General features: G+C 73.2%; 18 protein-coding genes. 13 read left to right on the forward strand and 5 right to left on the reverse strand.

The annotated features are described in order from the left end of the window. Positions 1-41: 41 nt before the first annotated feature. Positions 42-1,013, reverse strand: coding sequence for an RNA-guided endonuclease InsQ/TnpB family protein (locus JNW98_RS15415; RefSeq protein ID WP_223768783.1), 972 nt, complete (start codon positions 1,011-1,013; stop codon positions 42-44). Between the two features lie 29 nt (positions 1,014-1,042). Between JNW98_RS15415 and JNW98_RS15420 the strand changes: the two genes are divergently transcribed. The 3 genes from JNW98_RS15420 to JNW98_RS15430 all read left to right on the forward strand — a co-directional run bounded on the left by JNW98_RS15420 (position 1,043) and on the right by JNW98_RS15430 (position 2,615). After that, the gene (locus JNW98_RS15420) at positions 1,043-1,201 is read left to right on the forward strand and encodes an Arc family DNA-binding protein (protein ID WP_223768784.1); all 159 of its coding nucleotides are present in this window, start codon (positions 1,043-1,045) and stop codon (positions 1,199-1,201) included. Positions 1,202-1,261: 60 nt separating this feature from the next. Continuing rightward, the gene (locus tag JNW98_RS15425) at positions 1,262-2,038 is read left to right on the forward strand and encodes an AIM24 family protein (RefSeq protein ID WP_223768785.1); all 777 of its coding nucleotides are present in this window, start codon (positions 1,262-1,264) and stop codon (positions 2,036-2,038) included. Between the two features lie 100 nt (positions 2,039-2,138). Then, positions 2,139-2,615 (forward strand): MarR family winged helix-turn-helix transcriptional regulator, encoded by a 477-nt coding sequence (locus JNW98_RS15430; RefSeq protein WP_223768786.1) that lies wholly within the window; start codon positions 2,139-2,141, stop codon positions 2,613-2,615. 103 nt (positions 2,616-2,718) lie between these two features. On the opposite strand, the gene meaB is transcribed toward JNW98_RS15430, so the two are convergent. Both meaB and JNW98_RS15440 read right to left on the reverse strand, forming a co-directional pair. Then, positions 2,719-3,678 carry a methylmalonyl Co-A mutase-associated GTPase MeaB gene (gene meaB, locus JNW98_RS15435; RefSeq protein ID WP_223768787.1) on the reverse strand — a complete coding sequence of 320 codons (960 nt, stop codon included), beginning with the start codon at positions 3,676-3,678 and terminating at the stop codon, positions 2,719-2,721. A 37-nt stretch (positions 3,679-3,715) separates the two neighbouring features. Beyond that, positions 3,716-4,891 (reverse strand): acetyl-CoA C-acetyltransferase, encoded by a 1,176-nt coding sequence (locus JNW98_RS15440; protein WP_223768801.1) that lies wholly within the window; start codon positions 4,889-4,891, stop codon positions 3,716-3,718. A gap of 173 nt (positions 4,892-5,064) precedes the next feature. Here JNW98_RS15440 and mce point away from each other — a divergent pair, with 173 nt between their 5' ends. The 8 genes from mce (at position 5,065) to JNW98_RS15480 (ending at position 16,576) form a co-directional block, all read left to right on the forward strand. After that, positions 5,065-5,505 carry a methylmalonyl-CoA epimerase gene (gene mce, locus JNW98_RS15445; protein ID WP_223768788.1) on the forward strand — a complete coding sequence of 147 codons (441 nt, stop codon included), beginning with the start codon at positions 5,065-5,067 and terminating at the stop codon, positions 5,503-5,505. A 170-nt stretch (positions 5,506-5,675) separates the two neighbouring features. After that, positions 5,676-10,148 (forward strand): polarized growth protein Scy, encoded by a 4,473-nt coding sequence (gene scy, locus JNW98_RS15450; RefSeq protein ID WP_372459253.1) that lies wholly within the window; start codon positions 5,676-5,678, stop codon positions 10,146-10,148. 125 nt (positions 10,149-10,273) lie between these two features. Next, positions 10,274-11,212: a coiled-coil domain-containing protein gene (locus tag JNW98_RS15455; RefSeq protein ID WP_223768790.1), complete on the forward strand. Its 939-nt coding sequence runs from the start codon at positions 10,274-10,276 to the stop codon at positions 11,210-11,212. 317 nt (positions 11,213-11,529) lie between these two features. Further along, positions 11,530-12,537, forward strand: a complete 1,008-nt coding sequence (locus JNW98_RS15460) for an ABC transporter ATP-binding protein (protein WP_223768791.1) — start codon at positions 11,530-11,532, stop codon at positions 12,535-12,537. Between the two features lie 2 nt (positions 12,538-12,539). After that, entirely contained in the window at positions 12,540-13,310 is a 771-nt protein-coding gene (locus JNW98_RS15465) for an ABC transporter permease (protein ID WP_223768792.1), read from the forward strand. 6 nt (positions 13,311-13,316) lie between these two features. Then, positions 13,317-14,291 (forward strand): hypothetical protein, encoded by a 975-nt coding sequence (locus JNW98_RS15470; RefSeq protein ID WP_223768793.1) that lies wholly within the window; start codon positions 13,317-13,319, stop codon positions 14,289-14,291. Between the two features lie 105 nt (positions 14,292-14,396). Next, a complete protein-coding gene (locus tag JNW98_RS15475) occupies positions 14,397-15,626 on the forward strand; it encodes an ABC transporter ATP-binding protein (protein ID WP_223768794.1) in 1,230 nt (409 codons plus the stop codon). Next, positions 15,623-16,576, forward strand: coding sequence for an ABC transporter permease subunit (locus tag JNW98_RS15480; protein WP_223768795.1), 954 nt, complete (start codon positions 15,623-15,625; stop codon positions 16,574-16,576). Before JNW98_RS15475 ends, JNW98_RS15480 begins: the two co-directional genes overlap by 4 nt. 22 nt (positions 16,577-16,598) lie before the next feature. Here the strand turns inward: JNW98_RS15480 and JNW98_RS15485 are convergent, their stop codons facing one another. Next, positions 16,599-16,937: an Rv1322 family protein gene (locus JNW98_RS15485; RefSeq protein ID WP_223768796.1), complete on the reverse strand. Its 339-nt coding sequence runs from the start codon at positions 16,935-16,937 to the stop codon at positions 16,599-16,601. Positions 16,938-17,141: 204 nt separating this feature from the next. Here JNW98_RS15485 and JNW98_RS15490 point away from each other — a divergent pair, with 204 nt between their 5' ends. After that, positions 17,142-18,167, forward strand: a complete 1,026-nt coding sequence (locus tag JNW98_RS15490) for an LLM class flavin-dependent oxidoreductase (RefSeq protein WP_223768797.1) — start codon at positions 17,142-17,144, stop codon at positions 18,165-18,167. A gap of 191 nt (positions 18,168-18,358) precedes the next feature. On the opposite strand, the gene JNW98_RS15495 is transcribed toward JNW98_RS15490, so the two are convergent. Next, entirely contained in the window at positions 18,359-18,751 is a 393-nt protein-coding gene (locus tag JNW98_RS15495) for an SCO5389 family protein (protein WP_223768798.1), read from the reverse strand. A gap of 211 nt (positions 18,752-18,962) precedes the next feature. On the opposite strand from JNW98_RS15495, the gene nucS reads away from it, so the two are divergent. Further along, positions 18,963-19,625, forward strand: a complete 663-nt coding sequence (nucS, locus tag JNW98_RS15500) for an endonuclease NucS (protein WP_223768799.1) — start codon at positions 18,963-18,965, stop codon at positions 19,623-19,625. Positions 19,626-19,882: the final 257 nt, after the last annotated feature.

Raw genomic sequence — 19,882 nt, forward strand, 5'->3', positions numbered from 1 at the left:
CCGGACAGTACCGGCTCCGTGGGTCCCGGGGGATTCCTGGCTCAGGCAGCCGCCCGGGGCGGCGCCCCGGGCGGTCCTACGCCCTCAACACCAGCCGGGTGCAGACCAGCCCGGATCAGCATCACACGGGCGGAGTTCTTGTCCCTGGGGGATTCGGCTCCGCACGCTGTGCAGGTGTAAATACGTTCCGAAAGAGGAAGTGCGTGCTTGGTTCTCGCTCCGCACGCTGCGCAGTCCATGGTGGTGTGTGCGGGATGTACGAGCCGCACCTCGCGCCCATGCTTGTGCGCCATCCCGATCAAGGCTCGTTTCGTCGCGCCGATGGCGGCGTCGGCCGCCTTGCGAGCCATGGTCGTCTTGGCGAGAAATCCGGGCTTGAAGTCCTCCACCGCGATGATGTCGTGATCACGCACTACGGCCTTGGCCCATTTACGCGCTGTGTCCTGGCGTTGCCTCGCCACCTTCCGGTGTTGCTTTGCGGCCTGCCGACGGGCCTTTCGGTACCCCCGACTCTGCGTCTTCCCCTTGGGGCGCTCCCGGCGAGCCGTCATCCGCTGGTATCGAGCGAGCCGCAGAGCAGCCTCTTTGCCATGTTCGGCATGTGGAAGGTCGTGAGCATCCGAGGTAGTGGTCGCAGTCTCCTTCACGCCCCAGTCGACACCGATCACCGCACCGGTCAGAGGCAGAGGCTGTACGTCAACGGTAACGACGTCCTTCAGCGCCTTGGCGCGGGACTTCCCGAAGTCACGGACGACCTGCTGCTGAGGAACACTGGCTCCCTCGGCCAACCACGGGATCCCGGCGCGAGCTTGCGTCAGCATTCTGTCAAGCAATGCCGGACCGCACTTCTCACCTTCACGATGAGCCCGCTTCGACCTGGCAACGCACTCATTCCAGACCCAGCGGCACCGGTCCCACTCGCCGGACAGCGACCGTTCGGCACTGGACGACACGCGAAGCCGGTACGTGTACCGGGCATGCCTCCCACCGTCGACGACCTGCGGCGACCTCATGACACCATTATGACACTACGATGCATTCCATGGACCAGGAAGTACGCATCACCCTCAGACTCCCCGCCGACCTGCACTCATGGCTGGCCGCCGAGGCCAGGTCGGCCCGCAGGTCGCTCAACTCGGAAATCCTCCACCGCCTGGAGACCGGACGCGATACCGATGCGGCACATGACGAAAGACCCTGACGGAGGGTCACCCCGCTTTGCTCCCCGGCCCGGGAGCCGACAAACTCCAGGAGGCCCACGATGAACGGCCCGGTCATCCATGACGCGCACTCGCTGCCGGTCAACGACAACGTCAACCCGTACGCCTTCAGCGTGGACCTCGACGGCCAGTGGTTCCTGCAGAAGGGGAAGATGATCGCCTACTTCGGGCAGATCAGCTTCCACGGCATCGGCCACGGGCCGCTGGACCGGCTGATCCGGAGCAGCTTCCACTCGCCGCTGCACGCCGCGGACTGGGTGGTGGCGGAGGGCCGGGGCCGGATGGTGCTCGCGGACCGGGCGTTCGACGTGAACTCGTACGACCTGGAGGAGGGCAACCTGACCGTGCGGTCGGGGAACCTGCTGGCGTACCAGCCGACGCTGGCCCTCAAGCAGTCGATCATCCCGGGGTTCGTGACGCTCATCGGGACGGGGAAGTTCGTCGCCGCGTCCAACGGTCCGGTGGTCTTCGTGGAGCCGCCGATCCGGGTCGATCCGCAGGCGCTGGTCGGCTGGGCGGACTGCCCCTCGCCGTGCCACCACTACGACCACGGGTACATGCGCGGCGTGCTGGGCGGGGTGCGGATGCTCACCGGCTTCGGCGGGACGTCGGGCGAGGAGCACCAGTTCGAGTTCGTCGGCGCCGGCACGGTGCTGCTGCAGTCCACCGAGCAGTTGATGGCCGAACAGCCCACCGGGGCACCGCCGGACGAGGCGGGCGTGCCCTCGGGCGGGACGCCCTCGACGCACGGGAACCAGCCATCCGCCCCCCGGCTCCCCGGCCAGTTGGGAGACCTCCAGCGCCGCTTCGGGCTGTGAGCGGTACCCTGCGGAGTGTGACATCGAACGCTTGACCTCCCGTTCCGGCCACGCCCTCCCAATTGGTTCGCTTTTCAACTTTCTTAGGTAGAATCTCACCATGGACACCGAGAACGGCACACGTTGGCTCAACGATGAGGAACAGCGCACCTGGCGTGCCCACCTGGACGTCAGCCGGCTGTTGATGCATCAGCTCGAACGGGACCTCCAGCCGTTCGGCCTGACCAACAACGACTACGAGATCCTGGTCAACCTCTCCGAGTCGAAGGACCACCGGATGCGGATGAGCGATCTCGCCGCCGCGACCCTGCAGTCGAAGAGCCGCCTCTCGCACCAGATCACGCGGATGGAGAACGCGGGTCTCGTCCGCCGGGAGAACTGCGAGTCCGACCGGCGGGGGCTGTTCGCCGTCCTCACCGGCCAGGGCTGGGAGACCATGCGGAAGGTCGCGCCGCACCATGTGGCGTCCGTCCGGCAGCACTTCATCGACCTGCTGTCGCCCGACGAGCTCAAGGCGCTGCACGGCTCGCTGACCCCGGTGGCCGAGCACCTGCGGGCCGCGCGGGGCAAGGGCTGACCCTCGGGGCTCTCAGGGCCGCCGCGGCCCCTCAGGAGCCGCGGCCCGGCCGTCCGTACCCGTCGCGGTCACGGACGGCCGGGCCGGCCGGGGAGACGGCGGTTCAGGCCCCCGCCGTCAGCCCCGCCACCAGCTCGTCCGCCGCCGCGTACGGGTCCAGCGACCCGTCCAGCACCCGCGCCGCCAGCGCGCCCACGTCCCGGCCGCCGCGCAGGTCGCCGATGCGCGAGCGCAGCGCGGTGACCGCGATGCGCTCGATCTCGTGCGCCACCCGGGCCGCACGCCGCTCCGCGAGGACGCCGTTCTCCTCCATCCAGGCCCGGTGCTTCTCCAGCGCCTCGACCACCTCGTCGGTGCCCTCGCCGCGGGCCGCCACGGTCTTCACGATCGGCGGCCGCCAGTCGCCGGGCTTGCGCGCCTCGCCCAGCCCGAGCATGTGGTTGAGCTCCCGGGCCGTCGCGTCCGCGCCGTCCCGGTCCGCCTTGTTGACCACGTAGACGTCGCCGATCTCCAGGATCCCGGCCTTGGCCGCCTGGATCCCGTCGCCCATGCCCGGGGCCAGCAGCACCACCGTCGTGTCGGCCTCGGAGGCGATGTCCACCTCGGACTGGCCCACGCCCACGGTCTCCACCAGCACCACGTCGCAGCCGGCCGCGTCCAGGACGCGGATCGCCTGCGGCGCGGCCCAGGAGAGGCCGCCCAGGTGCCCCCGGGTGGCCATCGAGCGGATGTACACCCCCGGGTCGGAGGCGTGCTCCGACATCCGCACCCGGTCGCCCAGCAGGGCGCCCCCGGAGAACGGCGACGACGGGTCGACGGCCAGCACCCCGACCCGCTTGCCCCGCCGCCGGTAGGCGGAGACCAGGGCCGAGGTGGAGGTGGACTTGCCGACGCCCGGCGAGCCGGTGAGCCCGACCACGTAGGCCCCGCCGGCGAGCGGCACCAGCGCCGCCATCACCTCGCGCAGCTGCGGGGACGCCCCCTCCACCAGCGAGATCAGCCGGGCGACGGCGCGCGGACCGCCGGCCCGGGCCTGCTCGACCAGCGCGGTCACGTCCGCCATCGCCGCTCCTTCCGTCGCGTGCCGGTGGGTCCGGCCGTCACTTGCCCGGCACGCGGATGATCAGGGCGTCGCCCTGGCCGCCGCCGCCGCACAGCGCCGCCGCGCCCGTCCCGCCGCCCCGCCGGCGCAGCTCCAGGGCGAGGTGGAGGACCGTCCGGGCGCCCGACATGCCGATGGGGTGGCCCAGTGCGATGGCGCCGCCGTTGACGTTCACCTTTTCCGGCGATACCCCCAGATCCTTGATTGACTGCACAAGAACCGCCGCGAAAGCCTCATTGATCTCGATCAGGTCCAGATCGTCGACCGTCAGCCCCTCCTTGGAGAGGGCGTGCAGGATCGCGTTGGACGGCTGGGAGTGCAGCGAGTTGTCCGGGCCGGCCACGTTGCCGTGGGCGCCGATCTCGGCGATCCACTCCAGGCCCAGTTCCTCGGCCTTGGCCTTGCTCATCACGACCACGGCCGCGGCGCCGTCGGAGATCTGCGAGGAGGTGCCGGCGGTGATGGTGCCGTCCTTGCTGAACGAGGGCTTCAGCTTGCCCAGCACCTCGACGGTGGTGTCCCCGCGGACGCCCTCGTCCTTGCTGAAGACCACCGGCTCGCCCTTGCGCTGCGGCACCGCGACCGGGGTGATCTCGGCGTCGAACAGGCCGTTCTTCTGGGCGGCGGCGGCGCGCTGGTGGGAGCGGGCGCCGATCTCGTCCTGCGCGGCGCGGCCGATGCCCAGCCGGGTGTTGTGCTTCTCGGTCGACTCGCCCATGGCGATGGCCTCGAACGGGTCGGTGAGCCCGTCGTGTGCCATGGAGTCGAGCATCTCGATCGCGCCGTACTTGTAGCCCTCGCGGGACTTGGGCAGCAGGTGCGGGGCGTTGGTCATCGACTCCTGGCCGCCCGCGACGACGATCTCGAACTCGCCCGCGCGGATGAGCTGGTCGGCCAGCGCGATCGCGTCGAGGCCGGACAGGCACACCTTGTTGACGGTCAGTGCGGGGACGTTCATCGGGATGCCGCCGTGCACGGCCGCCTGGCGGGCGGGGATCTGCCCGGCGCCGGCCTGCAGCACCTGACCCATGATCACGTACTGCACCTGGTCACCGCCGATGCCGGCCCGGTCGAGTGCGGCCTTGATGGCGAAACCGCCCAGTTCGGCCGCGGAGAAGGAGCGCAGGGAGCCGAGGAGGCGGCCCATGGGCGTCCGGGCGCCCGCGACGATCACGGAGGTGGGGGCGGTCGAACCGTTCGTACCAGACATGGACGGTGCTCCTTCGGCGGAGGCGGTTAACGGTGGTTCTCGTCAATGTACTGAGCGGTACACCGGTCGGTCATCGGGCGGCGGGTGTGATCGCGCGCACGTTGCGTAACCGCTCCGCGCGGCGGTGCACTGGACCCATGCTGACGCGCATCGACCACATCGGGATCGCCTGCTCCGACCTCGACGCCACCGTCGAGTTCTACCGTGCCACGTACGGCTTCGAGGTGTTCCACACGGAGGTCAACGAGGAACAGGGCGTACGCGAGGCCATGCTGAAGATCAATGAGACGTCGGACGGCGGCGCCTCCTACCTCCAGCTCCTGGAGCCGATCCGGGAGGACTCCCCCGTCGGCAAGTGGCTGGCGAAGAACGGCGAGGGCGTGCACCACATCGCGTTCGGCACGGCCGACGTGGACGCCGACGCGGCGGCCGTGCGGGACAAGGGCGTCCGCGTCCTCTACGACGCCCCGCGCACGGGTTCCATGGGCTCCCGCATCACCTTCCTGCACCCCAAGGACTGCCACGGCGTGCTGACGGAACTGGTCACCTCGGCGCCCCGCCCGGACGAGGAGCACTGACCCACACCTGCCCCGGCCGGTAGAGTGCAGGTTCGGCCGGGGTACGGGTGGGGCCCGGCCCAGGCTGTGCCGATGATCTGACACCATTTCTTCGGAAGGGCGGGCTCCGGGTTCCACCACCACGCACGGGGCCGGCCACCGACGCGACCAGGGGACGGATGGACCGCGCAGTGCGGGGCTACGAGCGCCAGGACAGCCAGCGGGCTGAAACCGACCACCTCTCGCAATTCGAGGCCGAGATGGAGCGGCTGAAGAAGGAGCGGGAGAAGGCGGTCCAGCACGCCGACGACCTCGGCTACCAGGTCGAGGTGTTGCGCGCCAAGCTGCACGAGGCGCGGCGCACCCTCGCGCACCGTCCCGCCTATGACGCGGCCGGACTCGACTACCAGGCCGAACAGCTGCTGCGCAACGCGCAGATCCAGGCCGACCAGCTGCGCGCGGACGCCGAGCGCGAGCTGCGCGAGGCGCGCGCCCAGACGCAGCGGCTGCTCCAGGAGCACGCCGAGCGGCAGGCCCGCATGGAGGCCGAGCTGCACGCCGAGGCGGTCGCCCGCCGGCAGCGGCTGGACGAGGAGCTCAACGAGCGCCGGTCGACGGTCGAGTCGCACGTCAACGAGAACGTGGCCTGGGCCGAGCAGCTGCGCGCCCGTACCGACGCGCAGGCCCGCCGGCTCCTGGAGGAGTCCCGGGCCGAGGCCGAGCAGGCGCTGAGCACCGCGCGGGCCGAGGCCGCGCGCCTCACCGAGCAGGCGCGCGCCCGGCTGGGCGCCGCCGCCGAGGAGGCCCGCGCCGAAGCCGAAGCGATCCTGCGCCGGGCGCGCACGGACGCCGAGCGGCTGCTGACCGCCGCCTCCCAGCAGGCCCAGGAGGCCACCGACCACGCCGAGCGGCTGCGTACCGAGGCCGGCGGCGAGGCCGAGCAGGCCAGGACGGCCGCCGCCGAGCTGACCCGGACCGCCGAGGAGCGGATGCGGGAGGCCGAGACGGCGCTGCGCGAGGCACGGGCCGAGGCCGAGAAGGTCGTCGCCGAGGCCGCGCAGGCCGCGCAGGCGCGGCTGTCCGAGGCCGAGAGCGACAACGAGCAGCGCACCCGGGCCGCGCGCGCCGAGATCACCCGGCTGGTCGCCGAGGCCACCAAGGAGGCCGAGGCGCTGCGGGCCGAGGCCCAGCAGCTGCGCGACGACGCGGCGGCGGAGGCCGAGCGGCTGCTCGCCGAGACGGCGGACAAGGCGCGCAGCGCCGCCGCCGAGGACTCGGCCGCCCAGCTGGCCAAGGCCGCGCGGACGGCCGAGGAGATGCTGTCCAAGGCGTCCGAGGACGCCCGGGCCGCCACCAAGGCCGCGGCGGAGGAGGCCGAGCGCATCCGCAAGGAGGCGGAGGCCGAGGCCGAGCGGCTGCGGGCGCAGGCCGAGGAGTCGGCCGAGCAGCTCAAGGGCGCCGCGAAGGACGACACCAAGGAGTACCGCGCCAAGACCGTCGAGCTCCAGGAGGAGGCGCGGCGGCTGCGCGGCGAGGCCGAGCAGCTGCGCGCGGACGCCGTCGCCGAGGCCGAGAAGGTCCGCGCCGAGGCGCGCCGCGAGGCGCTCCAGCAGATCGAGGAGGCGGCGAAGACCGCCGAGGAGCTGCTGGCCAAGGCGAAGAGCGACGCGGCGGAGACGCGGTCCGCGGCGACGGCCGAGGGCGAGCGGGTGCGGGCCGAGGCGGCCGAGCGCGCCGCCGGGCTGCGCAAGCAGGCCGAGGAGGCGCTGGAGCGCGCCCGGGCCGAGGCCGAGGAGATGGCCGAGGAGGCCGAGGACCACGCCGAGCGCACCCGCACCGAGGCGGCCGAGGCGGCGGAGAAGCTGCGCGCGGAGGCCGAGAAGGCCGCCGAGGCGCTGCGCGAGGACGCCGCCGAGGAGCTGACCCGGCTGCGGACCGAGGCCGAGGAGCGGGTCGAGGCCGCCGAGACGGCGCTGCGCGAGGCCCGTACGGAGGCCGAGCGGCTGCGCAAGGAGGCCGCGGAGGAGACCGAGCGGCAGCGGACCGAGGCCGCGGAGCGGGCCCGGGCGGTGCGGGCGCAGGCCGAGGAGGACGCCGAGCGGCAGCGCGCGGAGGCCGCCGAGGAGGCCGCCGCGGCCCGTGCCGAGGGCGAGGAGACGGCGTCGCGGCTGCGCGCCGAGGCGGCCGAGGAGGCCGAGCGGCTGCGGTCGGAGGCCCAGGAGGCCGCCGACCGGATCCGGTCCGAGGCCAACGCGGCGGCGGAGCGGACGGCGGCGGAGGCCGCCGAGGAGCTGGCCGCCGCCCAGGAGGAGGCCGCCCGGCGTCGCCGCGAGGCGGAGGAGACGCTCGGCGACGCCCGGACCGAGGCGCAGGCGGAGCGCGAGGCGGCGCGCGAGCAGAGCGAGGAGCTGCTGGCCTCGGCGCGCAAGCGGGTCGCGGAGGCGCAGGAGGAGGCCCGGCGCCTGGTCGAGGAGGCCGAGCAGCGGGCGGCGGAGCTGGTGTCCGCCGCCGAGCAGACGGCCCAGCAGGTGCGGGAGTCCGTCGCGGGCCTGCACGAGCAGGCCGAGGAGGAGATCGCCGGGCTGCGGTCGGCCGCCGAGCACAGCGCCGAGCGGACGGTCACCGAGGCGCAGGAGGAGGCGGACCGGGTCCGCTCCGAGGCGTACGCGGAGCGCGAGAGCGCCCGCGAGGACGCGGTGCGGATCCGCGCCGAGGCCCAGTCGGCCTCGGAGGCGGCCCGCGAGCTGGCCGAGCGCACGGTCGAGGAGGCGATCGCCGAGGGCGAGCGCGTCGAGGCCGAGGCGGCGCGGGTGCTGGAGGAGGCCCGCGAGGCGGCCAACAAGCGCCGGTCGGACGCCGCCGAGCAGGCGGACGCGCTGATCGCGGAGGCCACGAGCGAAGCCGAGCGGCTGCGCGCGGACGCCGGCCGGGTGCTGGACGAGGCCGAGGAGGCCGCCGAGGCGGAGCGCGCCCAGGCGGCGGCCGACGCGGAGGCGCTGCGGGCCGAGGCCCGGCGCGTCATGGACGAGGCGCGGGACGCGGCCGACGCCCACCGGGTGGAGGCGGCGCAGCAGGCCGACGAGCTGGTCGCGAAGGCGACGGCCGAGGCCGAGCGGCTGGTCTCGGACGCGTCGGCGAAGGCGCAGCAGATGCGCACCGACGCGTCGGACGCGCTGGCGTCGGCCGAGCAGGACGCGGCGCGCGCCCGGGCCGAGGCCCGCGAGGACGCGAACAAGATGCGGGCGGACGGCCGTGCGGAGGCCGAACGCATCGTCAACGAGGCGGCGGAGCTGACCTCTTCGGCGCAGGACGACGCCGACCGCATCCTGGACGAGGCGCGCGCGGCGGCCGACAAGCGCCGCTCGGAGGCCGCGCGGCAGGCGGACGAGCTGGTCGCCGAGGCGACGAGCGAGGCCGAGCGGATGGCCGCCGAGGCGGCGCGCATGGCCGAGGAGGCCCGCGAGGCGGCGGAGGCGCACCGCGCGGAGACCGCGGCGGAGGCCGAGCGGACGCTGGCGGACGCCCAGGCCGAGGCCGAGCGGGTGCGGGCCGACGCGGCGGCGGCGCTGGAGCAGGCACGTCAGGAGGCCGCCGAGACGGCGGACGAGGCGCGCGAGGACGCGGCGCGGCGGCGTACCGAGGCCGCGCGGCAGGCCGACGAGCTGGTCGCCGAGGCGACGGCCGAGGCCGAGCGGATGGCCGCCGAGGCGCAGGCGGCCCTGGCCGCGGCCCAGGAGAACGCCAACAGCACGCGCGCGGACTCGGCGAAGCTGAAGGCCGACGCGGTGCTGGAGGCCGAGCGGCTGCGCGCGGAGGCGCGCGAGGAGGCCGACCGGACGGTCGACGAGGCGCGGGACGCGGCGGCCCGGCGGCGTACCGAGGCCGCCGAGCAGGCGGACGCGCTGATCGCCAAGGCCCGGGAGGAGGCGGTGAAGACCGCCGCCGCGGCCGAGGAGCAGGCGGACACCATGGTCGGCGTCGCCCGCCGGGAGGCGGAGCGGATCGTCGCGGAGGCCACCGGCGAGGGCAACGCGCTGGTGGAGCAGGCCCGTACGGACGCCGACACCCTGCTGGCCGAGGCCCGCGGGGACGCGACCGCCATAAGGGAGCGCACGGACGAGCTGCGGGCGCGCATCGAGGCCGAGGTCGAGGAGCTGCACGACCGGGCGCGGCGGGAGGCCGCGGAGGCCATGCAGTCGGCCGGCGAGCGCTGCGACAAGCTCGTCGCCGCCGCCACCGAGCAGTTGGCGGAGGCCGAGGCGAAGGCGAAGCAGCTGGTGTCCGACGCCGGCGGCGAGGCGAACAAGGTCCGGGTCGCCGCGGTGAAGAAGGCCGAGGGCCTGCTGAAGGAGGCGGAGCAGAAGAAGGCCGCCGCCGTGCGGGAGGCCGAGCGGCTGCACAGCGAGGCCGTACGCGAGGCGCAGCGCCTGCGCACCGAGGCGGAGCAGGAGGCTCAGCGCCTGGTCGAGGGCGGCCGGACGGAGTTGGAGGCGCTGGTTCGGCGCCGCAAGGACATCAACGCGGAGATTTCCCGTGTCCAGGACGTGTTGGAGGCGTTGGAATCATTTGAGTCCCCCGGGGCAAGCGGCTCCAAGGAGGGCGGGGTGAAGGCGACGGCGGGAGCCGGCGCTACTCGTTCGGGTGGCAAGCAGAGTCAGAAGTAAGCCACTCATTCGAGGGGAACAATTCCCCAATCCGCCAACCGAGTACGAGGATCTGCTCCATGCGACGCCGCTCACCGCCCTAGGATTCCCTTATCACCTCACCGGTCTCTTTCGACAGGAACCCCATGAGCGACACTTCCTCCCCCTTCGGCTTCGAGCTCGTGCGGCGTGGATACGACCGCGGCCAGGTGGACGACCGCATTACCAAGCTCGTCGCCGACCGTGACAGCGCACTGGCCCGGATCACCTCTCTGGAAAAGCGCATCGAGGAGCTGCACCTCGAGACGCAGAACGCTCAGGCCCAGATCAATGACGCGGAACCGTCGTACGCGGGGCTCGGGGCGCGGGTCGAGAAGATCCTCCGGCTGGCCGAGGAAGAGGCCAAGGACCTGCGCGAGGAGGCCCGTCGGGCGGCGGAGCAGCACCGTGAGCTGGCGGAGTCGGCGGCGCAGCAAGTGCGCAACGACGCCGAGGCGTTCGCCTCCGACCGCAAGGCGAAGGCGGAGGACGAGGGCGCCCGGATCGTCGAGAAGGCCAAGGGGGACGCGGCGACGCTGCGGGCCGAGGCGCAGAAGGACGCGCAGTCCAAGCGCGAGGAGGCGGACGCCCTCTTCGAGGAGACGCGTGCCAAGGCGGCCCAGGCGGCGGCCGATTTCGAGACCAACCTGGCCAAGCGCCGCGAGCAGTCCGAGCGGGACCTCGCCTCGCGGCAGGCGAAGGCGGAGAAGCGGCTCGCGGAGATCGAGCACCGCGCGGAGCAGCTGCGGCTGGAGGCCGAGAAGCTGCGGACGGACGCGGAGCGCCGGGCGCGCCAGACGGTGGAGACCGCGCAGCGCCAGGCCGAGGACATCGTGGCCGACGCCAACGCCAAGGCGGACCGGATCCGCAGCGAGTCCGAGCGCGAGCTGGCGGCGCTGACCAACCGCCGCGACAGCATCAACGCCCAGCTCACCAACGTCCGCGAGATGCTCGCCACGCTGACCGGCGCCGCGGTGGCCGCGGCCGGTGTGCCCGGTGACGACGAGCCGATCTCGCGCGGCGTCCCGGCCCAGCAGAGCCGCTGAACCGCGGCGGTTCACCGGCGGCGAGAGGCGACCGCGGGACCGCACGAGGCCGTACGCAGGCCGTACGGAAGCCGTACGCAGGCCGTTACGGCGGGCCGCGGCACGGGAAGTACAGAGCAGCGGCAACAGCAGTACCCAGCACCACATTCGTTCGGGGGATCCCGCGCTCAGCGCGTCGTGGCCGTCCGAGGATCCGGCGGCGTCCCACGGCGCGCTGACGTGTCCCGCGCGCCCCTGCCCCACGCGCAGCGCCCCGCCGCCCCGCGGACAGCGCCCTTCCGGTGGCGAGGCTCCGGCCACGCCCGTACCGTGAGTGAATGATCGAGCTGGAGGGTCTGACCAAGCGCTACGGCGACAAGCTCGCCGTCGATCACCTCACCTGCACCGTGCGCCCCGGAATCGTCACGGGTTTCCTCGGCCCCAACGGCGCGGGCAAATCGACCACGATGCGCATGATGCTCGACCTCGACAACCCCACCAGTGGCACCGTCCGCATCGACGGCCGGCACTACCGCGAACTGCACGACCCCCTGCGGACGGTGGGCGCCCTGCTGGACGCCAAGGCGATCCACGGCGGTCGCAGCGCCTACAACCACCTGCTGTGCCTGGCGCAGAGCAACGGCATCCCGCCCGCCCGCGTGCGCGAGGTACTGGACACGGTGGGCCTGACGTCGGTTGCGCGGAAGCGGGCCAAGGGGTTCTCGCTGGGCATGGGCCAGCGGCTGGGCATCGCCGCCGCGCTCCTCGGCGACCCGCGCATCCTGATGTTCGACGAACCCGTCAACGGCCTGGACCCGGAAGGCATCCACTGGATCCGGACGCTGATGAAGGGCCTGGCGGCGCAGGGCCGTACGGTCTTCGTCTCCTCGCACCTGATGAGCGAGATGGCGCTGACCGCCGAGCACCTGATCGTCATCGGCCAGGGCCGGCTGCTCGCCGACACCTCCATGGCCGACTTCATCGCGCGGAACTCGCGTTCGTTCGTACGGATGCGCTCGCCGGAGCAGGAGCGGCTGCGGGACGTGCTCTCGGGCGCCGGGATCGCGGCCGCACCGGGCCCGGACGGCGGGCTGGACGTGACCGGCGAGGACGCCGCCCACCTGGGCGAGCTGGCGGCCCGGCACGGGATCACGCTGCACGAGCTCAGTCCGCAGCGGGCCTCGCTGGAGGAGGCGTTCATGCGACTGACGGCCGAGTCCGTGGAGTACCACGCGCGCGCCGGGGACGGCGCGGAGCCGCCGGCCGGGGCGCCGGACACACCGGACGCCGGGCGGCCGGCCTGGGGAACGGACTGGCGCGGGGACCGGCGCGGGAAGGAATCCTGATCATGGCGGTGACGGCACAGGTCCTGCGGTCGGAATGGACGAAGACCAAATCCGTGCGCTCCACGGTGTGGACGCTGGGCACCGGCGTCGTGGTCACCGTCGCGCTCGGCGCCCTGATCAGCGCACTCGCGAAGAACGACTACGAAAACCTCTCCCCCAAAGACCGGTTCGCCTTCGACCCGACATTCATCAGTTTCGCGGGGATGGGACTCGGCCAGCTGGCATTGATCGTTTTCGGGGTATTGGTGGTCGCCAACGAATACAGCACCGGAATGATCCGCACATCATTGGCGGCGGTTCCGCAACGCGGCGTCTTCCTGTTCTGCAAGATCGCAATTGCGACGGCGCTCGCGCTGGTCGTGGGCATGATCACCAGCTTTCTCACCTTTTTCGTCGGACAGGCGATGCTGGGCGACCGCGGCGCGGACCTGGGCGATCCGGGGGTCCTCCGCGCGGTCGTCGGCGGCGGGCTCTACATGGCGCTGATCACGATGTTCTCGATGGGGGTGGCGGCGATGCTGCGCAGCCCCATGCTCTCGCTGGGCGTCCTGATGCCGTTCTTCTTCCTGATCTCCAGCATCCTGGCGAACGTCTCGGCCACGAAGAAGGTCGGCGAGTACCTGCCCGACAAGGCCGGACAGAAGGTGATGCAGGTCGTCCTGGTGGACGACGACGCCCCCTACGGGCCCTGGGGAGGCTTCGCGATCATGGTGCTGTGGGTGGCGGCCTCGCTGGTGGGCGGGTACGTGGTGCTGAAGAAGCGCGACGCGTAGCCGGCGATGCGGCGGTCCCTGCGCGACCTCGGGCTGGACGCCGTCCCGTTCCGGCACCCCCTGGAGTACCCGGGCCGCCCGGCCCCGGAGCCGTGCCTGCTGCTGGAGGCGGAGCTGCTGCCGCTGCGCGCGGTGCCGGGGCGGCCGCTCGGCGCGTGGCCGGTCGTCGGCGGGGAGGGGACGTGGCCGGTCGTCGGCGCGGAGGGGACGCATACGGACGGTGGCGCGGAGGGGACGCATACGGACGGCGGCACGGAAGGGACGCATACGGACGGCGGCGGGGGCCCGTCCTCCGACGGCCCCGGTGGGCCCGAGCTGGACGCCCTCCTCACCGCCCTCGGCCGGCTCGTCACCGGCCACCGGCACCCCGTACTCGCCGTGGGCTCCAACGCCTCCCCCGCCCAGATGGGCCACAAGCTGGCCGCGCACGGCCTGCCGGCCGCCGTGCCCATGGTCCCGGTGACCGTCCGCGGCATCGGGGTGGGCTGCTCCGCGCACATCGGGCGGGCCGGGTACGTGGCCGCCGCGCCGTACGCCGACCCGGCCGCCGAGCGGCGGCTGGTGGTCAGCTGGCTGGACCCGGCCCAGCTCGCCGCGGTGGACGCCTCCGAGCTGCACTACCGGCGCGTCCTGTTGCCCGCGACGGCGTTCCCGATGACGCTGCCCTCCGGCGACCGGCTGGGCGGCGCCTACCTCTACGTCTCCCGGCACGGCGTGCTGCTGGACCCGGCCACCGGCCGGCCGCACCCCGGCGCGGAGGACCAGGGCGCGCTGCTCGCCGCGCTGCTGCGCTCCTCGAAGCGGCTGCGCAACCTGCTCGGGCCGGACCCCCGTGCCTGGACCGAGCGGGCCCGCGCCGAGGAGGCGGTACGGCTGGAGGGCGCGCGCATCTTCGGCGAGGAGGGCTGGATCCGCCCGGAAGGCGAGCTTCCGTCGAGCGCGGGCCCGCCCGACCTCCGCCACGCGGACCTGATGCCCTGAGGCGTCACCGGCGCTCCACCGGCATTCCGTGGAACCGTCAACCCCTCGTTATCCTCCTAACCCGAACGGGGGCACATGCCCCGACCATCTCGCGAGGGGCGGAGAATGATCGAGGCAGTCGGCCTGACGAAGCGCTACGGCGCCAAGACGGCCGTGCACAACCTGAACTTCCGGGTGAGGCCGGGAGCCGTCACCGGCTTCCTGGGCCCCAACGGCTCCGGCAAGTCCACGACCATGCGCATGATCCTGGGCCTGGACACGCCGACCGCCGGCCGGGTCACCATCGGAGGCCGCCCCTTCCGGGAACTGCCCAACGCCGCTCGCCAGGTCGGCGCGCTGATCGACGCCAAGGCCGTGCACGGCGGCCGCAGCGCCTACCACCACCTGCTGTCCCTGGCCCAGCTCGCCGGCATCCCGCGCTCCCGCGTGGACGAGGTGCTGGGCGTGGTCGGTCTGCACGGCGTGGCCAAGCAGCGCTCCCGCGGCTTCTCCCTCGGCATGGGCCAGCGGCTCGGCATCGCCGCGGCGCTCCTCGGCGACCCGCAGGTGCTGCTGTTCGACGAGCCCGTCAACGGCCTGGACCCCGAGGGCATCCTGTGGGTCCGCAACCTGATGAAGCGGCTGGCCGCCGAGGGCCGGACGGTCTTCGTCTCCTCGCACCTGATGAGCGAGATGGCGCTGACCGCCGACCACCTGATCGTCATCGGCCGCGGCCAGTTGCTCGCCGACATGAGCGTCCAGGACTTCATCGCCGCCAACTCGGCCGGCTTCGCCCGCGTCCGCACCCCCGACACCGAGCCGGAGGGGCGCGAGAAGCTCACCGCCGCGCTGGTCGAGGCGGGCGGCCAGGTGCTGCCCGAGCCCGACGGCGCCCTGCGCGTCACCGGCCTGGAGCTGCCCCGGATCAGCGACGTCGCGCACGACACCGACGTCCGCCTCTGGGAGCTCTCCCCGCACCAGGCGTCCCTGGAGGAGGCGTACATGCGGATGACGCAGGGCGCCGTCGACTACCGGTCGACCCACGACCCCCGGGCCGGCTTCCAGCCGCCCGCCGCCCCCGGCTACGCGGTGCAGGGCGGGCCCGCGCCGGTGCCGCAGGGGTGGAACGGTCCGGCCGGCTACCCGGTGCTGCCGGGCGAGCAGCCCAACCCGTACGCCCAGCAGCAGCCCGTGGCGGCCCCGCAGCCCCCTCAGGCCCCGCAGGCGCCCCTGCCGCCGCAGCACCTCGCCGCCCCCGCCACCCCGCCGCAGCCGCCGGCCGGCGCCCCCGCGGTACCTGCGGCCCCCTCAGCCCCCGCCGACCTGACCAAGCGCGACACCGAGGACGCCCGATGACCACCCCGACGACCCCTCAGCACCCCGTGCCCCCGCAGGGCGCGCCGCAGCAGCCCGGTCAGGCGCCTCAGCAGCCCGGTCAGGCGCCGCAGCAGCCGGGGCAGGCCCCCGCGCAGCCGTACTGGCCCGGGCAGGCGGGCCCCGGCGGGCCGGGCGGCTACGTCTCGCCGGTCCCGGTGCGCGCGGCGCACCTCGGGGACGCCGTCGTCGCCGAGTGGACGAAGATCCGCAGCCTGCGGTCCACGATGTGGACGCTCGGCACGATGCTGGTGACCGTCATCGGCCTCGGCCTGACCTGGTCGCTCCTCTACTCCAACTCCGACGAGGTCCTCAGCGCCGACAACGTGCTCGGCGTGGGCGCCGTCGGCGTGCTGCTGGGCATGATTCCGGTGCTCACCCTGGGCGTGCTGACCATCTCGTCCGAGTACGGCACCGGACTGGTCCGCACCACGCTCACTGCCTGCCCCAGCCGCTCCCGGGTGCTGACGGCGAAGGCGATCGTCCTCGGCTCCCTGGCCTTCGTGACCACGCTGGTCGCGACGCTCCTCGTCGCCATGATCAGCAGTGCCCTGCTGAGTGACCGGATCACCGAGGACCCGACCACCGGCGAGTGGTTCAAGGCGACCGTCGGCGTCAGCCTCTACGTCGCGCTTGCCGGCCTGCTGGCCCTGGCCGTCGGCACCCTGCTGCGGCACTCCGCCGGGGCGATCACCACCATGCTGGGCCTGGTGCTGTTCCCGCCGCTGCTGTCCCTCTTCCTCCAGTCCGACGCCGTCGAGAAGATCGGCGAGGTGCTCCTCAAGTACTCGATCCCCATGCAGCTGTTCACCCTGTACGGCGCGGAGATCGACTCGGGCCCGTCCGGCTGGGACGCGCTGTGGATCATGCTCGCGCTGGCCGCCGCCGCCACGGCCGGCGCCCACCTGGCGCTCAACAAGCGGGACGCCTGAGCACAGTTGGGACGGGCGGTACTCAGTACCGCGGCGCGTTACGGGACCGCTGGAGCCGCGCGCTCCGGCGGTCCCGCGCGTTCCAGCAGGCCTTGTGCCAGTGGCGCCGGTCCTCGACCCCGGCGCCGTACTGCGGCCACACCACCAGGTGCGGCACCCCGGGCGGGATCTCCTGGTCGCAGCCGGGGCAGCGGTAGTGCTTGGCCGCCGCGCTCCCGCCGACCATGCGGACCGACCAGTCCTCGCCCTGCCAGCTCTCCGTCTGCTCCAGGCCGTAGCGCACCCCGCCGCCCTCGTACCGGTCGGGCTCGGCGGCCGGCCTTGCGGCGGCGCCTCGTTGGCGGTTGCGGCGCGGGGACACGGGTCACCTCGGAGTTGGGACGAGCTACGGGCCGTGACCAGGGTACGCGTCACGGTCACCACCCCGGTCCGACGTACTCCGGTCCTACCCCGTCGCCCTCTCCGATCATCATGAAAACTTCCTGAACGCCCGTACCTCGTGGCACGTGTCGGGCGTTATTGCCACCGGGGGATCCGGGTCGGTCGCGCAGGAAGGTGCACGAACATGCGCGTTGGAGCGTTCGTCCTGGCCGCCCAGTTCCCGGGCCAGGGTCATGGAGAGGCGCTGTACCGGGCGGTGCGGACGGCGGAGGTCGCCGAGGAGGCCGGGCTCGACGCGGTCTGGCTGGCCGAGCACCACTTCGTCCCCTACGGCGTCTGCCCGTCGGCGGTGACGCTGGCCGGGCTGCTCCTGGGGCGCACCCGGCGGATCCGGGTGGGCACGGCGGTGAGCGTCCTGCCGACCACCCACCCCGTGGCCCTCGGTGAGCAGACGGCGCTGCTGCACATCGCCTCGGGCGGCCGGTTCACCCTCGGGGTGGGCAGGGGCGGGCCGTGGGTGGACCTGGAAGTGTTCAACGCGGGCGTCCAGGCTTACGAAGAAGCGTTTCCGGAATCGCTCGAACTGCTGATGCGCTGGCTGCGGGAACCCCGCGTCGGCGCTTCGGGCAAACGATTCTCCTTCCGCGAGGTGCCCGTCGTCCCGCGGCCGGACGAGCTGCTGGACCGGCCGGGACCGCAGGTGCTCGTCGCCTGTACCTCCCCCGCCGGGGTCCGGCTGGCCGCCCGGCACGGGCTGCCGATGCTGCTCGGCATGCACAGCACCGACGAGGAGAAGGCCGGGATGGTGTCCCTGTGGCGCGAGTGCGCGCTGGAGGCCGGGAGTTCACCGGAGCACGTGGCCACCGCCGGGCACGTGGCGGCGGGTGTGGTGCAGGTGGCGGACCGCCGCCAGGAGGCGGCGGAGACCCTGCTGAAGGCGATGCCCGGCTGGCTGCGCCAGGGTCTCGGGGCCCACGTCACCGTCGACGGCCGGGAGCGCCGGATGCGGGACCCGCTGGCGTACACGGAGCTGCTCTGCTCCCTGCACCCGGTCGGCTCGCCCCGGCTGTGCGCCGACCGCCTCGCGGCGACCGCGGAACGGACCGGGGTACGCGGGTTCGCGCTGCTGGCCGAGGGGTCGGGTGACCTGGCGGCGACCGAGGAGAACCTGCGCCGGCTCGGCGCGGAGGTCCTGCCCCTGATCCGCTGACCCGCTGTTCCGCTGTTCCGCTGTTCCGCTGTTCCGCTGAGGGGCCCGGGAGCGGTCGGCCTTTGGCCGTATCCCATGGCGGCGCGCGGACGCGGACGGGCGACGCGGTGGACCGCCCCCGGCGCGCGCCGCACCGGCGGCGCCGGGGTGCCGTCCCGCGCCCCCGCGCGCGGAGCGGCGGTGGCGCGGGTTCAGCAGTCGCGCAGCTCCGGGGACTGGTTGAGGAGCTGGCCACGGACGGAGGTGAAGCGGGCCAGCCGCTCGTCGACCGAGGGGTCCAGCGGGAACACGGCGACCCGGTGGCAGTTCTGGAACGCCAGCCGGACCCCGAAGTGCCGCTGGAGCGCACCGCGGATCGCGTCGCTCGCCAGGGCGCGCAGCAGCTGGCCGCGCGCCTGCTCGTCCGGCGGCGGCGTCCGGTTGTCGGCGAACTCGCCGCCTTCGACCGCGAGCCGGTCCACCAGCGAGCTGATCATCTCCCAGGCGTAGGGCAGGGAGTTCCGGACGCAGTCGACGAATGCCTCTTCGTCGACCTCGCCTCGCTCGGCCTGTTCGAGGAGGGCCGGTGAGACGTCGAGCGACATGAGTTCTCCTCTCGCGGACCCCGCCGGGCGGGGTCCTGGGGGTGGGCGAGCGGACGACGACGCCCCGTGCCCGTACGACGACCGCCCGCTTCAACGGTAATCCGGCCACTGCTGCCCCACCAGGAGAACGCACCTACAACTGGCCACCGGCGAAGGGGCCCATCCAGGGCGAATCGCGTCCGGTGCCGGGAGTCGAGTAGCGTGGCTCACCATGCGTCTCGTCATCGCCCGTTGCTCCGTGGACTACGCCGGCCGGCTCACCGCCCACCTGCCGTCCGCCCCCCGTCTCATCCTCGTCAAGGCCGACGGCAGTGTCTCGATCCACGCGGACGACCGGGCCTACAAGCCCCTCAACTGGATGTCCCCGCCCTGCACCCTCAAGGAGGGCGACGGCAGCGTCTGGACGGTGATCAACAAGGCGGGCGAGAAGCTCATCATCACCATGGAGGAAGTCCTCCACGACTCCTCGCACGAGCTCGGCGTCGATCCGGGCCTCATCAAGGACGGCGTGGAAGCGCACCTCCAGGAGCTCCTCGCCGACCGCCTGGAGACCCTCGGCGAGGGCTACACCCTGATCCGCCGCGAGTACCCGACGGCCATCGGCCCCGTCGACATCCTCTGCCGCGACGCCGACGGCCAGACCGTCGCCGTCGAACTCAAGCGACGCGGCGAGATCGACGGCGTCGAGCAGCTCACCCGCTACCTCGAACTCCTCAACCGCGATCCGCACCTGGCGCCGGTCCGCGGCATCTTCGCCGCCCAGGAGATCAAGCCGCAGGCTCGGGTCCTCGCCACGGATCGGGGGATCGGGTGTGTGGTGCTCGATTACAACGCGCTGCGGGGGATCGAGGACGACAAGCTCAGGTTGTTCTGAGCGGGTGGGGTAGCCCCGGTCCCTCCCCCAGAGGGGGCACCCCCATTTCACCGTTTCTTGCGGGGGGCGAGCCCCCGCGCCCCCGGGCGGGCTGATCCAGCCCGTCCGGCGTTTGAGGACGAGCGGCGGAGCCGCGATCAGGGGGTCTGGGGCGCAGCCCCAGGAAACGGCGAAGGGGCGGGACCGGGGCACACCCCACCGCGGTCAGCCGCTCGGCTTGACCGTCCCCGATCCGGGCGGCGGATTTCCCCCGCCGG

The organism is Streptomyces huiliensis (assembly GCF_020037025.1).
Taxonomy (GTDB): Bacteria; Actinomycetota; Actinomycetes; order Streptomycetales; family Streptomycetaceae; genus Streptomyces; species Streptomyces huiliensis.